Genomic DNA, 14,165 nt, shown 5'->3' on the forward strand with positions numbered 1-14,165 from the left:
CAACCGAAAAATGCGTGGCCGCAGAAACGCCGGGGCGCTCGGCAAATCCCCGTGTGGGCCGACGGGGGCGGCGGTAAAAAAGCCGTGCGGAACGACCTTATTCGCTGGCGATGCTGCTGCGTGGCGGCGGCAGATCAGGCTTGGTGGTTGCTTTGGTAGCCGATGGAGGAACGCGCCGGGGGGAAAGCAGGGGGAAAAGGCCAATAATTGCCTGCTTTTAGCATATCGTTACTTGTTAGTTATATAATTGACACCGACAGCTCGCGGCCTGCACGGGCCTCTGTCACGCTTGCTACGGGCGGGGAGAAGGCAATAGGCGCGGCGGCGCTTCCTGTCCCTCGCGATGCCGGAGCGGCTATCCGTTCCTGCTATCCGTTCCTCCGGCGCCACCCTCAGCCGCCCTCTTCCGCCAGGCGCTGCCGCAGCAGCAGCAGGTCGGACCAGGCATCGCGCTTGGCGCCCGGGGTGCGCAGCAGATAGGCCGGGTGCAGCGTCGCCAAGGCGGGCCGCGCCGCCTCTTCCGGGACCGCCACCTGGTGCCAGCGGCCGCGCAGCCGGGTGATCCCTTCCTTGGAGCGCAGCAGCCCCTTGGCCGCCACCCCGCCCAGCAGCACCAGGTGGCGCGGCCGGGCGAGCGCGATATGCCGCAGCAGGAAGGGCAGGAAGAGCAGGATCTCTGCGTCCGTCGGGGTGCGGTTTCCGGGCGGGCGGAAGGGCAGGATGTTGGTGATGTAGAAATTCCGCTCGCGGCTCAGCCCGATGCTCGCGAGCATGCGGTCAAGCAACTGCCCGGAGACGCCGACGAAAGGCCGGCCCAGCCGGTCCTCATCCGCGCCCGGCGCTTCGCCGATGAACATCAGCCCGCTCTCCGCCACCCCATCGGCGAAGACCAGGTTGGTGGCGGTCTCCCGCAGCGGGCTGCCATCGAAGCGGGCCATGGCCTCGCGCAGCGCCGGCAGGCTGTCCGCCTCGGCGGCCAGGGCGGCGGCCTGCTGCTGCAGCGGCGTTGCGCCCGTCTCCGCCGCGGCAGGCGGGCCGCCGGCGCGCCGCAGCCCGCCCCCGGGCGCCGTGGCCAGCCGCCGGGATTGGGAGCCGCTCCCGGCCGGCGCCTCCGGCAGGGTGGGCGGCGCCAGGCGCGGTTGGGTGCGGTCGATCGGCGCCGCCTCCAGCGCCTCGTCCGCGCCCCAATCCAGTTGCAGGCGGAGCGCGGCCAGCAGCGCTGCCGCCTCGGCTTGCGCCATCTCCGTCATCCGGTTCCATCCTTCCTTCCCGCCATATCGGCCGGGGCCGGGGTTCCGTGCAATCCTCCCCTCGGCTACATCCGGGCTGATCCAGGAGGAGAGCGGCATGTCCGGGGCGGAAGAACGGGAAGCGATGGAGTTCGACGTGCTGATCGTCGGCGGCGGCCCGGCCGGCCTCGCCGCGGCGATCCGCCTGAAGCAGATCGCGCCCGAGGCCTCCGTCTGCCTGGTGGAGAAGGGCAGCGAGATCGGCGCCCATATCCTCTCCGGCGCGGTGCTGGAGCCGCGTGCCCTGGACGAGCTGATCCCGGACTGGCGCGACGACCCGCCTGCCCTGGCGACGCCCGCCCAGGATGACCGCTTCATGCTGCTGACGGAGACGCGCGCCTTCAAGCTGCCGACCCCGCCGCAGATGAACAACCACGGCAATTACATCGTCTCCCTCGGCAATGTCTGCCGCTGGCTCGGCGCCAAGGCAGAAGCGCTCGGGGTCGAGATCTATCCGGGCTTCGCGGCGAGCGAGAGCATCATCGAGGAGGGCCAGGTCAAGGGCGTCGTCGCCGGCGTCATGGGCATCCTCAAGGACGGCGAGAAGGGCCCGAATTACCAGCCGGGCATGGAGCTGCGCGCCACCTACACGCTGTTCGCGGAGGGCTGCCGCGGTTCGCTCACCAAGAAGCTGCAGGAGCGCTACAACCTGCGCGAGGGCGTGGCGCCGCAGACCTACGGCCTCGGCATGAAGGAGCTGTGGGAGATCCCGAAGGAGAAGCACCAGCCGGGCCTGGTCTGGCACTCCACCGGCTGGCCGCTGCCGAGCGATACCTATGGCGGGACATGGCTCTACATGCTGGGCGAGAATCTGGTCTCGATCGGCTTCGTGGTCGGGTTGGATTATCCGAACCCCTGGCTCTCGCCCTTCGACGAATTCCAGCGCTTCAAGCTGCATCCGGAAGTGCGGAAATTCCTCGAGGGCGGCAAGCGCATCGCCTACGGCGCACGCGCGCTGAACGAGGGCGGGTTCCAGGCGATTCCGAAGCTGGTCTTCCCCGGCGGCATGCTGATCGGCGATTGCGCCGGCTTCCTCAACGTGCCGAAGATCAAGGGCACGCATACCAGCATGAAATCCGGCATGGTGGCGGCGGAGGCGGTGGCGCAGGCACTGGCGGGCGAGGACCGGCCGGCGGTGCTGGAAAGCTACCCGGCCGCGCTGAAGCAGAGCTGGGTCTGGAGCGAGCTGGAAGGCGTGCGCAACATCCGCCCGGGCTTCGAGAAATTCGGCTTCTGGGGCGGCATGGTGAACGCCGCGCTGGACACCTACCTGTTCCGCGGCAAGGCGCCCTGGACCTGGACGCATCATCAGGACCACGAAACGCTGAAGCCGGCCGCCCAGGCCCGGCGCATCACCTATCCCAAGCCGGACGGGGTGCTGACCTTCGACCGGCTCTCCTCCGTCTTCCTCTCCAACACCAACCATGAGGAAGACCAGCCGGCGCATCTGAAGCTGATCGATCCGGGGCGCTGGAAGGGGGTGAATTGGGAGCAATTCCGCAGCCCGGAAAGCCGCTACTGCCCCGCCGCGGTCTATGAGGCGGTGGGCGTCGAGGCGGAGCGGGAGCTGAAGGGCACGCCGGACCCCGAGGCGACGGGCGAGGGCGCCACGGTGGAAGCCGGCGATGCCGGGGCCCGGCTGGTGATCAACGCGCAGAATTGCGTGCATTGCAAAACCTGCGACATCAAGGACCCGACGCAGAACATCGACTGGACGACGCCGGAGGGTGGCGGCGGGCCGAACTATATCGGCGGGATGTGAGGCGCTCCCGGGGGGGGCCATGCCGGAGCCGGACAAGGCGGCCGCAGAGGAACTCATCGCCGCCGCCCAGGCGCTGGACGCGCTCGGCTTCATGCCGAGCAAATCCGGCAACCTCTCCCTCCGCACGGCAGCCGGCTGCCTCATCACCCCCGCCGCGCTGCCCTATGCCGCCCTGACGCCGGCGGACCTGGTCGAGATCGACCTCACCGGCGCGGTGCTGCGCGGCCATCGCCGCCCTTCCTCCGAATGGCGGCTGCACACGGCGGTCTATGCCGCGCGGCCGGAGGCCGGGGCCGTGGTGCATACCCACAGCCCCTTCGCCACCGCGCTGTCCTGCGCCCGGCAGGGGCTGCCCGCTTTCCACTACATGATCGCGCTGGGCGGCGGCGCCGATATCCGCTGCTCCGCCTACGCCACCTTCGGCACCGCCGCCCTGGCCGAGGCCTGCCTCGACTCGCTCCGCGACCGCCGCGCCACCCTGCTGGCCAATCACGGCGTCGTCGCCCTCGGCCGGAGCCTCGCCGGCGCCCGGACCCTGGCCATGGAGGTGGAGAACCTGGCGCGGCAATACCTGGCGCTGCGCGCCGCCGGCCTCACCCCCGTCCTGCTGACCGCGGCCGAATTGCGCGAGGTCTTCGCGCAATTCGGCGATTACGGCCGGCTCACCTGAAATTCACCGTCTGCACCGAGCAGGTTTCGACGCCGCGCCGCTCCGAGGCGCGGCCATCGGCATAGACCACGCGGATATCCACGGTGCAGACCTTGCCGGAGGGCAGCGCCACCCAGAAGCCGTTGCCTGGCGCCAGCGTGCCATTGCCCAGCCGGTCGCGGCCCCAGCTCTGGTCGCTGCTCAGCGAGATATAGAGCTCGTTCACCGTCATCCCGCCCTGGTTCACGAATTGGAAGCTGGGGTCGCCGCCGCCCCCGCCGCCGCCCCAGACGATGCGGGACAGGCTGCACGCATTCATCTGCCGCCTTTCCTCGGACCGACCGCCCTGGAACACCACCCGCACATCGAGGACGCAATCGCCGAAGCCGGGCACGATCCAGCTACTCGACCCGGCCGGCAGCACATTGGCGCCCAGCACGTCCGGGCCCAAATTGGAGGAGCGGGAGGGCGAGACATAGACCTGCTCGATCACCTGCCCGGTGTTGTTCACCAGGCTGAACCGGATCTGCGCCGAAGCTGGCGAGAGCCCGGGCAACAGGCCCGCGCACAGGCCGAGAAGCGCCAGGATCCGTGACCGCATGCTGTTCCTCCACCCAGGCGACGGACATTACAATTTCGTGCCGTTCCGCCTAGTCTCCGACAGCCCGGCCGGCGGAGGCGGTCGGTGGTCCATTACGGCCTCGGCGTAATCTCCGCCGTGCCCTGCGTCACTGGCGGAGGGGCCCTGCCCCAGGCGGTGGTGGCGCGGGCAGGGGCGCGCTGCTAGCCTCCGGCCATGCTCTCTCCTGCTGCCCCGCGGCTTGCGCTGCTGGCCGTCGCATTGCTCAGCGCCTGTGCTGCCGGAGGCCCCGCGGGAGATCGCGGGCCGCGCAGCGCCTCCGGCCTTCCCATCACCGGAGCCTTCGGCGCCTATCTCGCCGGCCGCTTCGCCGCGGCGGAGACCGATACGCGGGTGGCCGCCGACAACATGCTGGCCGCCCTGCGCGCCGAGCCGGACCAGCCGGAGCTGGTGGCCCGCGCCTTCCTCGCCACCTTGCTGGACGGCCGGGCGGAGGCGCTGCGCCTGGCCCGCCGCCTGCCGGACAACCCCGCCGCCAACCTGCTGCTGGCCGGCGCCGATGTGCAGGCAGCGCGCTGGGACCGGGCGGAGCAGCGGCTGAAGCTGCTCGGCCGCAGCGGTCCGGTGCAGGTGCTGCAGCCGGCGCTGCTCGCCTGGGTGCAGCTCGGCCGCGGCCAGCCGGACCAGGCGCTGGCGACGCTCCGCCCCCTGGCCGAGGCCAACCGGCTACGGGCGTTGAACGCGCTGCATGCCGCCCTCATCGCCGATATCGCCGGCCGGCCGCGGGAGGCGGAGCGTTTCGCCCGCATGGCGGCGGCGGACCAGCCGGACCTGCCCTGGCGCCTGGCCGTGCTGGCCGCCGGCGTGCTGCACCGGGCTGGCAAGGCGCAGGAAGCCAACCGGCTGCTCGACCGGGTGGTGGAAAGCGGCGACGATGCGGCGCTCTCCGCCGCGGCGCCGATGCGCCGGGCCCTGTTCGCCCAGCGCGGCGTCGCCGGCCCGGCGGAGGGGATGGCGGAGGCCTATACCGCCCTGGCCGGCGCGCTGCGCGGCCAGGGCTCCGGCGATTTCGCCCTCATCCTCGGGCAGCTCGCCCTGCGGCTGCGGCCCGGCTTCGCCCCGGCGGTGGTGCTGATGGCGGATACCCTGGCCGAGCAGGGGCATGAGGAGCGGGCCCTTGAGCTGCTCTCCGGCATCTCCGCCGATGACCCGCTGGCGCCGGTGATCGGGCTGCGCCGGGCTGCCCTGCTGGACAAGCTGGACCGGACGGAGGAGGCGGTGGCGCTGCTGCGCCGGCTGGCGGAAGCGACGCCGGGCCTGCCCCAGGCGCCCGCCCGGCTGGGCGATTTGCTGCGCCGGCGGGAGCGCTATGCCGAGGCGGTGGTGGCCTACGACCAGGCGATCGAGCGCAGCGCCGTGGGCGGCCAGGCGCAGGCGCAGGACTGGCCGCTATTCTACGCCCGCGGCATTGCCCGGGAACGCTCCCATGACTGGCCGCGCGGCGAGGCCGATCTGCTGCAGGCCCTCTCGCTGTCGCCTGAACAGCCCTATGTGCTGAATTACCTGGGCTATACCTGGGCCGAGCAGGGCAAGAACCTGGACCGCGCCAAGGCCATGCTGCTGCGGGCGACGGAGCTGCGGCCGCAGGACGGCAATATCGCCGACAGCCTGGGCTGGGTGCTGTTCCGCCTGGGCGAGCTGCCCGGCGCCATCACCTGGCTGGAAAAGGCGGTGGAGCTGGAGCCGCGCAGCAGCGTCATCAACGACCATCTGGGCGATGCCTATTGGGCGGCGGGGCGGCAGCGGGAGGCGCAATTCCAGTGGCGCCGCGCCCTGGTGACGGACCCGGAGCCGGAGGAGCTGCCGAAGATCGAGGCCAAGCTGCGGGACGGCCTGCCCGGCTTCCCCGCCAGCACCGCCCAGCGGCAGTGACCGTAGGGCGCCTGGGCGCGGAGGAGTCGGCGCCGGCCAAGGTCAACCTCTATTTGCACGTCACCGGAAGGCGGGAGGATGGCTACCATCTGCTGGACAGTCTGGCGGTGTTCGGCCCGGCCGCCGACAGGGTGGCGGCGGCGCCGGGCGAGGCGCTGAGCCTGGCGTTGGAAGGGCCCCTCGCCGCGGGCCTGGCGGCGGAACCGGACAATCTGGTGCTGCGCGCCGCCCGGGCGCTGGCCGAGGCGACCGGCCGGGCGCCGAAGGCGGCGCTGGTGCTGGAGAAGCGGCTGCCCATTGCCTCCGGCATTGGCGGCGGCTCGGCGGATGCGGCGGCGGCGCTGCGGGCGCTGGACCGGCTCTGGGGCACGGGGCTGGGGGTGGCGGGGCTGGCCGGCATCGCTGGCCGGCTCGGCGCCGATGTGCCGGTTTGCCTAGCGGCGCGGCCGGCCCGGATGCAGGGGGTGGGGGAGGTGCTGCGGCCAGCCCCCTCCCTGCCGGAGTATGGTCTGCTGCTGGCCAATCCTGGCGTGGCGCTGGCGACGCCGGCGGTGTTCCGTGCCCGCCAGGGCGGCTTCACCCCGCCGGCCGCCCTGCCGGAGGCCTGGCCCGACGCCGCTGCCATGGCGCGCGACCTGGCAGCGCTGCGCAACGATCTGGAACCGCCGGCCATCGCCCTCTGCCCCGCAATTGCGGAAGTGCTGGCGGCGATCCGCGCCCTGCCGGGCTGCCTGCTGGCGCGGATGAGCGGCAGCGGCGCGACCTGTTTCGGCCTCTTTCCTGACTCGGCCGCGGCCCGGCGCGCGGCCGCGCTGCTGCCCGGGGGCTGGTGGCGGGAAGGCGGCGCGCCGCACCCCGCCTTGGCTGGCTGAGCGCCGGGGGCGCACCCGCTAGAGCGGGATCGGTTGAGCTGCGCTCACCCGCCCTGCTCTAGCTCATTGTTCGGTCGCGTGATTCACGGTTTCGGTCGATTCGACCTCAACCGATCACGCTCTAGGGCCGGCGATTCGTGGCCTGAGGGTGGCCTACCTCCGGCGTGCGCGCCCAGGCCGATTGCCGGCTGGCAGCACGGTGCCGTCGTCCGGCCTCTTCGAGAGGCTCCAGGGGGGCTTGCCGGGCCGGGGTCTCGCCGCCTATTCACCCGGCACGCGCTGGGGCGTAGCCAAGCGGTAAGGCAGCGGTTTTTGGTACCGCCATTCCCAGGTTCGAATCCTGGCGCCCCAACCACACAGTCCGCCTGACGCATGGACGATTCCGGCCCTTGGGTGGGTGGCCCATGAAAGGCCCGCCCTTCCGGCCATGCGGGCGAGGTGTTCGCGGCTCTGTACTTGAGAGACGCTGGCCGGGCTGCTTCGGGCCGTCACTTGTCGTCTTGTCTCCCGAGGCTATTTCGGGGGTACGGATCGTCCTGGGAATGACCGGGAAGGCCGGCGCGGTCATCGTGACGCATCAGCGGCGATAATGGATTGGATGTGGGTGGACCCGGGCTCGGGGTGGCCGTCTGGCTACCGGCGATGCTCGCCGGCCTATGCCCAGCTCAGACGAAGCCAAGCGCTTTGCGCTGGTCCGGCCAAGGGCTTCGACATCCGCGAGTTCGTCGCCAAGACCGTCGCCGGGCTGCGCAAGGCTCGGCACCGCGGCCTGCCCAGGATCGGCTGGCAGTTCAGCCTCGCCATGGCGGCCTACCACCTCCTCAGGCTGCCGAAGCTGCTCGGCGCGGCGGCGTGACGCCAGCACTCCGCCCGCACGGTATCCGGCGACAGGACAGCGCAGCCCCCGGGCGCGCTGCCGCCGGCTCCTGGAAGCCCACCCGGCCAAAATCTGATTCAACCCCGCTCAGAGGGCAGGCTTTTCAGCAGCCTGCTAGAGCGGTTTCACGCTGACTGTGCAGCGCGAAACCGCTCTAGCTTATGGCTTGTAGAGCAGCTTCACGCCTCCGGGCGATGCCGCCCTCCGGCGATCTGTTCTAGGGGAGGCAGGTCAGAGCAGTCACCCCCGATAACCCCCGTGCACGGCGGCAAAGCTGTGTCAGGGAGGTCCGCTTGAGACTGACATCTACGTGGTTCCGAATAGCGACGTTCATTGTCGCACGGAGCATTGCTTGAATGCGGCCAAGGTTCCAGCAACGGAGGGCGCGTCGAAGGCCCGCCCTCGGCCTTGCCTTGCCTCAGTCTGCCGTAGCAAGCCGCTGATCTGTCCCGACGTAGAACCGCCTCGACATCTCGACCGCCTCCACGAGGCCAACTCTTTCCCAAATCGGAGCCGGTCTTGGGGCGCAGACCAGCCCACCTCACCAATTGCGAATGATTATCAAATACGATAGAGACCTCCTTGGTGTATCGGGCGAAGCTCGCCTCCGCGCCCACCTGGCGGCCGGCGCCCGCATGCTTGGGGTCCATAAATGGGCGAGAAAGACCGCGCCTCCCTCCTACGCCATCTGGTGCTGCGTTACGAAGACCTGGCCCGGCGCCTGGCACGCCTGCTCGGGCCGGCCGAAGCGGCCGAGGCTCTGCAGGATACCTATCTGCGAATCGGCCAGGCCGAGATCGTGCCCGCGATCGACGATCCCGAGGCTTATCTCCTTCGGGTGGCGCGGAATGTGGCGATAGGCCGTCGTCGTGCGTATGCACGACAGCGTCTCGATGATCTGGAAATCACGCGGCTGCTGAACATCGAGGATGAGGCGCCGGGACCCGCGGCCGTCGTCGACGGCCAGCTCAGGATGGAGCGGCTGGCCGTGGCGCTGCGCGAGATTCCGGAACGGCGCCGCGCGATCTTCCTTGCGGCCCGGGTCGAGGGATTGCCGCATCAGTTGATCGCCGACCGCTTCGGCGTCTCGCTACGCACGGTCGCGAACGAGATCCAGCGCGCGCTTGACCACTGCGCGAGAGCCGTCGAGAACGGGGCGGGCAGAGATCGCGGCTGATGTTGCAGATCGGGCTGCGGAGAAGCGTCCTCCTGACAGAAAGGAGCCCGAGGCGCCGGGGAACCGGGCAACCCGATGGGCAAGGAGTCGGACGGTGGCTAAGGCCCGTCAGCACGATGATGACGGTCTGCGACAGGAGGCGCACCGCTGGGTCGTGCGGCTCACCTCCGGCGCTGCAACCGATGCGGATGCCTGGCAGCTATCGGCCTGGCGAAGCCGCAGCCCGGCGCATGAGGCGGCGTACCGCGACGCGGTGCGCCTCTGGCATCAGCTCGCCCCGGTCGCCAACGAGCAGGGGCTGGTCGACAGGGAGCAGCATCGGCGGCGCGCGGTCCGCCGCAGGCGGGCGCTGGTCGGCGGCACGGCGCTGGCCGCTTCTGGCGCCGGCCTGATCCTCCTCGGGAAGCGGCTCGATCTTGTCCCATCCCCAGGCGTGCTGGCGGCGTGGCATCGCACCAGCGCGGGGGAGCAGCGCCGGCTCGCCCTCGAGGATGGCAGCGTCGTCGAGATGAACACGCGGACCAGCCTGTCGGTCCGGTACGGCGGCGTGGAGCGGAGGATCGACCTGGCAGACGGGGAGGCGATCTTTACCGTGCGCCCCGACCCGGCACGGCCCTTCGTGGTGACGGCCGCTGGTGGGGAGACGCGCGCCTTGGGCACGGTGTTCGACGTGCGGCGGGACGGCGACGAGGTCAGCATCACTTGCCTGGAGGGCAAGGTGCGGGTGCAGCGTATCGGCAGCGTAGATCTGGAGGCGGCGCAGCAGGTCGCCTATTCGCCGGCCGGCTTGGCCCGGTCACCTCGCAGCGTGGATCCAGAGCTGGCCACTGGCTGGCGGCGCGGCGTGCTGGTCTTCCGGGATGAGCCGATCCGACGCGTCCTGGGCGAACTCAACAGGTACCGGCCTGGCCGCATTATTCTTGCGACGGCGGAGCCCGCCGGCCGGCATGTCAGCGGCGTCTTCCATCTCAGCCGTCTGGACGAGGCGCTGACCCAGGTCGAGAGGATCGGCGGGCTTCGGAGAATCGCGCTGCCCGGGGGCATCCTGCTCCTCCGCTGACTTCCGGCTCCGGAATTTTTTCGCCTCGGACTTGCAGTCCGCTCCCCCGAAAAGCGTCCCTCCCTTTGAGAGCCGTTCGCAATTGCGCCAACGGGGATGGGCAGGGGAAATGCGGAATGCCGGTGGCCGGAGACCAAGTCTCGACCCCTCAGAGGGGCCGCAAGCGCGAAGTCCTGTCACAGCTATGCGTCCTCCTCTCTACGGTGGTGGCTGCGGCTCTCCCGGCGGCGATGCCAGGCCCCGCCCGGGCTCAGCCCCAGCCGGGTGCTACGGGGGAGCAGCAAGCCGGCTCAGTGGCGTTCCGCATTCCGGCAGGATCCCTCGACCAGGCGCTTGCAGCCTTCGGCTCCCAGAGCGGGCTCCAGGTCATCTATGACAGTGGCCTGACCGGGGGCCGGGTCTCGCCAGGCCTGTCGGGCTCCATGTCGCCCGAGGCGGCGCTCCAGCGGCTCCTGGCCGGCACAAATCTGCTGGCACGACCCAGCGGACCCCGCGCCGTCATCCTTACTCACGCGCCGGAGAACCTCCAGGGAGGGATTACCCTTCCTCAGGTGGAGGTGGAGGCCAGCTCGGGCGCGGGATCCACGGCCATGATCGGCAACCTGCCGCGCCCCTATGCGGGCGGCCAGGTGGCAACCGGCGGGCAGCTCGGTCTGCTGGGCAACCGCTCGGTCATGGACACGCCCTTCAGCATCACGAGCTATACCGCGCAGACCATCCGAGACACCCAGGCCCGCAGCCTTGCCGATCTGGTGGCCAACGAACCTTCGATCCGCGTCGTCTCGCCGGTCGCCAACGGCAGCGAGGGCTTCACGACACGAGGGTTCCAGATCGCCAACCAGGACGTCGCCTTCGGCGGGCTCTACGGAATTCTGCCCTATTGGCGCGGATCCGTCGCCTCGGCCGAGCGGGTGGAGATCCTGCGCGGGCCCAACGCCCTGCTGAACGGCATGGCCCCCAGCGGCACCTCGGGCGGCGCCATCAACATCGTGCCCAAGCGCGCCGACGAGCTCCCGCTCAGCCGATTGACCGCCAACTACATCTCCGATTCGCATTTCGGCGGCGCCTTCGATATCGGCCGGCGCTTCGGCACAGACAACCAGTTCGGCGCACGGCTCAACGGTGCCTACCGCGATGGCGACTTCAGCCGCACCACCCTGCAGCATGGCGAGCTCACCGGCGGCTTCGACTGGCGGGGCGACCAGGCCCGCATCTCACTCGACTTCGGCTGGCAGCAGCAGAATCAGCGCGGCACGGAGGGGTTACTGGGGCTGTCCCCCGACCTTACACGGCCGCCCACCGCCCCGGCCGCGACCCGACGCTACTACCAGCCCTGGACCTTCTGGAACAGCGATGCGGTCTATGGCGTGCTGCGCGGCGAGTACGATGTCACGCCCGACCTCACCGCCTATGGCGCCTTCGGCGGGCGGCGCTACACCACGGAATACCTGCTGCCCTTCGGTCAGAGCCTCCAAGGCAACGGCAACTTCACCGAGAACGCCATCTACGACAACGAATACTATGACGCCATCAGCTCCGAGGTAGGACTTCGCGGGCGAGTACATACCGGGCCAGTGCTGCATCGCTTCAGCCTGACCGGAACCTATTTGGAGCAGACTTCCGGCGTCCTCAGCGCCAGCCTGGCCGCCAACGCCTCCAACATCTACAGTCCGCGCATCCTGCCGCGGCCGAACCTGCCGATACTCGGCGGCATCCCGCGCACCGGCTACCTCGCGCTGACCAGCGTGGCCGTGGCGGATACGCTGTCCTTCCTCGACGAGCGCGCGGAGGTGACGGGCGGCCTGCGTCAACAATATGTGCGCTCGCGCAGCTACAGCGCGGCCAGCGGCGCGCGGACCGCCGCCTATGACGAGAGCGCGCTGACGCCCGTGGTCGGCCTTGTCGTGAAGCCGTGGCGCGATGTCTCGCTCTATGCCAGCTATATTCAGGGGCTCAGCCAGGGTGGGGTCGCGCCGGCCGGAACGCGCAATGCTGGCGAGATCCTCGCGCCTTTCGTGGCTGAGCAGTACGAGGTCGGCGTGAAGGTGGATTGGGGCCGCCTGACCACCACCCTTGCCGCCTTCCAGATCACCCGCCCCAGCAGCTTCACCGACCCCGCGACCAATACCTTCGTCAGCAGCGGCGAGCAGCGGAACCGTGGCCTGGAGCTTTATGCCTTTGGCGAGGCAGCGCCCGGGGTGCGCCTGCTCGGCGGCGTCATGTACCTGGACGCTGAGCTGACCAGCACGCCCGGCGGCACGCTGGATGGCCGCACCGCCGTGAACTCGCCGCGCTGGAGCCTCAACCTCGGTGGCGAGTGGGACACGCCCTTTGCGCCAGGTCTCACCCTCTCGGGCCGCATGATCCACACGGGCTCGGCCTTTTTGAACCAGCAGAACACACAGCGGATCCCGGACTGGACGCGCTTCGACATCGGCGCGCGCTACCGGATGGAGACGCCGCGCGGCCCGGTGACCTTGCACGCCAATGTGGAGAACCTGTTCGACAAGACCTATTGGATGTCGTCCTCGCTTTACCGCGGCGCACCGCGGACCTTCCTCTTCGCCGTCAGCGCGGATTTCTGAAGCGAATGTCTCCGGCCTGGATCCGCCGCTGGTCCTTTATCCACAAATGGACCAGCCTGGCCTGCACGTTCTTCCTGCTGATGATCTGCCTTACCGGGCTGCCGCTGGTGTTCCGGGAAGAGATCGAGGACTGGCTTGACGACGATCCACCCTATGCGGCGCTACCGCCGGACACGCCGGCAGCGAGCATCGACGCCATGGTGGCCGAGGGGCTGCGGCGCTACCCGGCGGAGATCGTCGCTTCGGTCTTCGTCGATGACGAGGAGCCGCAGGTGCTCGTCATCATGGCGCCCTCATGGCAAGCCTTCACTGAGCAGCCCTTTAGCCGGCACTACCTGAAATTCGACGCCCGTACTGGAGAGTTGCTGAAGGATGCGGAGCCGGCGGGCCAGCGACGGATCGGCTTCCTCCAGCTCATGCTCAGCCTGCACCAGGACCTCTTCGCCGGGCTGCCCGGGGAGCTGTTCCTCGGCACCATGGGGTTGCTCTTCGTGCTGGCGCTCGTCTCCGGCGTCGCGCTTTATGGCCCATTCATGCGGCGCCTCGCCTTCGGCACCGTCCGCACCGGCCGCTCGTCCCGGCTGAAATGGCTGGACCTGCACAACCTTCTCGGCTTTGTCGCGGTGGCCTGGATGCTGGTGGCCGGCCTGACCGGCGTCATCAATGAGCTGAGCACGCCCCTCTTCGGCCTCTGGCAGAGAACCGAGGTGCAGGCCATGCTGCGCTCCTGGGAAAGGCAGCCGCCACCCTCCGCCGGCGAATACACCTCACCCGACGCCGCCCTGCGGGTGGCACGGGAGGCGTTGCCTAGGATGCGGGCCGTCAGCCTGGTCTATCCCGGCGCCCGGTTCGGCACACCCTACCACTACCTGATCTGGGCCAAAGGCAATACGCCGCTGACGAGCCGCCTCCTCAGCCCCGTATTGGTCGATGCAAGGACCGGCAGGCTGGCCGCCGTCGTCCACATGCCTTGGTATCTGCGGGCGCTGGAGCTGTCACGTCCCCTGCACTTCGGTGATTACGGCGGCATGCCGCTCAAGATCATCTGGGGCCTGCTTGACCTTGTCACGATCCTGGTGCTGGGCAGCGGCCTCTACCTTTGGATCGGACGGCGACGTACGGGGGAGGACCGAGCGGAGACCGCAACCGGAGCCGCGAGCGCGTCAGAATGAGCCGGCCTCGGAGGGAGGGGTCTTTCCGGTTTGTCTGGGGATGGCCCGTGTTCCTCTCAGTGCTTACCCTGTTCGGCTTGCTGGCCGCGCTGATCAGCCAGGCGGGGGTATGGCTCTGGCTGTCATGGAGCGCGCTCGGGATGCCACTGGGCGTGATCATCGCCTGTGTTGTTCGCGCGGCATATGGACCGCGTCGTATGTAAGGAATGG

Annotated in this window: 11 protein-coding genes and 1 tRNA gene; 10 read left to right on the plus strand and 2 right to left on the minus strand. The window is 69.7% G+C overall.

Annotated elements, in window-relative coordinates; translation table 11 throughout:
• Positions 1 to 392 precede the first annotated feature (392 nt).
• Entirely contained in the window at positions 393 to 1,250 is an 858-nt protein-coding gene (locus tag E5N76_RS13745; protein ID WP_235907702.1) for a uracil-DNA glycosylase, read from the minus strand.
• Between the two features lie 97 nt (positions 1,251 to 1,347).
• On the opposite strand from E5N76_RS13745, the gene E5N76_RS13750 reads away from it, so the two are divergent.
• The gene (locus E5N76_RS13750) at positions 1,348 to 3,051 is read left to right on the plus strand and encodes an electron transfer flavoprotein-ubiquinone oxidoreductase (RefSeq protein ID WP_149537874.1); all 1,704 of its coding nucleotides are present in this window, start codon (positions 1,348 to 1,350) and stop codon (positions 3,049 to 3,051) included.
• A 19-nt stretch (positions 3,052 to 3,070) separates the two neighbouring features.
• Positions 3,071 to 3,721, plus strand: coding sequence for a class II aldolase/adducin family protein (locus E5N76_RS13755; protein WP_149537875.1), 651 nt, complete (start codon positions 3,071 to 3,073; stop codon positions 3,719 to 3,721).
• On the opposite strand, the gene E5N76_RS13760 is transcribed toward E5N76_RS13755, so the two are convergent.
• Positions 3,714 to 4,301, minus strand: coding sequence for a Tat pathway signal protein (locus tag E5N76_RS13760; RefSeq protein WP_149537876.1), 588 nt, complete (start codon positions 4,299 to 4,301; stop codon positions 3,714 to 3,716). The genes E5N76_RS13755 and E5N76_RS13760 overlap by 8 nt on opposite strands.
• 195 nt (positions 4,302 to 4,496) lie before the next feature.
• On the opposite strand from E5N76_RS13760, the gene E5N76_RS13765 reads away from it, so the two are divergent.
• The 8 genes from E5N76_RS13765 to E5N76_RS13800 all read left to right on the plus strand — a co-directional run bounded on the left by E5N76_RS13765 (position 4,497) and on the right by E5N76_RS13800 (position 13,955).
• Entirely contained in the window at positions 4,497 to 6,212 is a 1,716-nt protein-coding gene (locus tag E5N76_RS13765) for a tetratricopeptide repeat protein (protein ID WP_149537877.1), read from the plus strand.
• Positions 6,209 to 7,084: a 4-(cytidine 5'-diphospho)-2-C-methyl-D-erythritol kinase gene (locus tag E5N76_RS13770; RefSeq protein WP_235907703.1), complete on the plus strand. Its 876-nt coding sequence runs from the start codon at positions 6,209 to 6,211 to the stop codon at positions 7,082 to 7,084. The genes E5N76_RS13765 and E5N76_RS13770 overlap by 4 nt, the downstream gene beginning before the upstream one ends.
• 280 nt (positions 7,085 to 7,364) lie before the next feature.
• Positions 7,365 to 7,439 (plus strand) — tRNA-Gln (locus tag E5N76_RS13775).
• A 243-nt stretch (positions 7,440 to 7,682) separates the two neighbouring features.
• Positions 7,683 to 7,940, plus strand: coding sequence for a hypothetical protein (locus E5N76_RS31380; protein ID WP_408021707.1), 258 nt, complete (start codon positions 7,683 to 7,685; stop codon positions 7,938 to 7,940).
• Between the two features lie 673 nt (positions 7,941 to 8,613).
• Positions 8,614 to 9,138: an RNA polymerase sigma factor gene (locus E5N76_RS13785; RefSeq protein WP_149537878.1), complete on the plus strand. Its 525-nt coding sequence runs from the start codon at positions 8,614 to 8,616 to the stop codon at positions 9,136 to 9,138.
• A gap of 94 nt (positions 9,139 to 9,232) precedes the next feature.
• On the plus strand, positions 9,233 to 10,198 hold the full coding sequence (locus E5N76_RS13790; protein WP_187830154.1) for a FecR family protein: 966 nt from the start codon (positions 9,233 to 9,235) through the stop codon (positions 10,196 to 10,198).
• 293 nt (positions 10,199 to 10,491) lie between these two features.
• Complete coding sequence (locus tag E5N76_RS13795) at positions 10,492 to 12,783, plus strand: TonB-dependent receptor (protein ID WP_187830155.1); 2,292 nt, start codon at positions 10,492 to 10,494, stop codon at positions 12,781 to 12,783.
• 5 nt (positions 12,784 to 12,788) lie between these two features.
• Entirely contained in the window at positions 12,789 to 13,955 is a 1,167-nt protein-coding gene (locus E5N76_RS13800; protein WP_149537881.1) for a PepSY-associated TM helix domain-containing protein, read from the plus strand.
• Positions 13,956 to 14,165 lie beyond the last annotated feature (210 nt).

Origin of the sequence: Siccirubricoccus phaeus (assembly GCF_008360935.1) — a bacterium.
Classification (GTDB): Bacteria; Pseudomonadota; Alphaproteobacteria; order Acetobacterales; family Acetobacteraceae; genus Siccirubricoccus; species Siccirubricoccus phaeus.

Excerpts from the sequence above, each read along its gene's own strand:
- E5N76_RS13765 (WP_149537877.1), top strand. The coding sequence starts at position 4,497 with ATGCTCTCTCCTGCTGCCCCGCGGCTTGCGCTGCTGGCCGTCGCATTG.
- E5N76_RS13745 (WP_235907702.1), bottom strand. The coding sequence starts at position 1,250 with ATGACGGAGATGGCGCAAGCCGAGGCGGCAGCGCTGCTGGCCGCGCTC.
- E5N76_RS13760 (WP_149537876.1), bottom strand. The coding sequence starts at position 4,301 with ATGCGGTCACGGATCCTGGCGCTTCTCGGCCTGTGCGCGGGCCTGTTG.
- E5N76_RS13800 (WP_149537881.1), top strand. The coding sequence starts at position 12,789 with ATGTCTCCGGCCTGGATCCGCCGCTGGTCCTTTATCCACAAATGGACC.
- E5N76_RS13755 (WP_149537875.1), top strand. The coding sequence starts at position 3,071 with ATGCCGGAGCCGGACAAGGCGGCCGCAGAGGAACTCATCGCCGCCGCC.
- E5N76_RS13750 (WP_149537874.1), top strand. The coding sequence starts at position 1,348 with ATGTCCGGGGCGGAAGAACGGGAAGCGATGGAGTTCGACGTGCTGATC.
- E5N76_RS31380 (WP_408021707.1), top strand. The coding sequence starts at position 7,683 with ATGTGGGTGGACCCGGGCTCGGGGTGGCCGTCTGGCTACCGGCGATGC.
- E5N76_RS13785 (WP_149537878.1), top strand. The coding sequence starts at position 8,614 with ATGGGCGAGAAAGACCGCGCCTCCCTCCTACGCCATCTGGTGCTGCGT.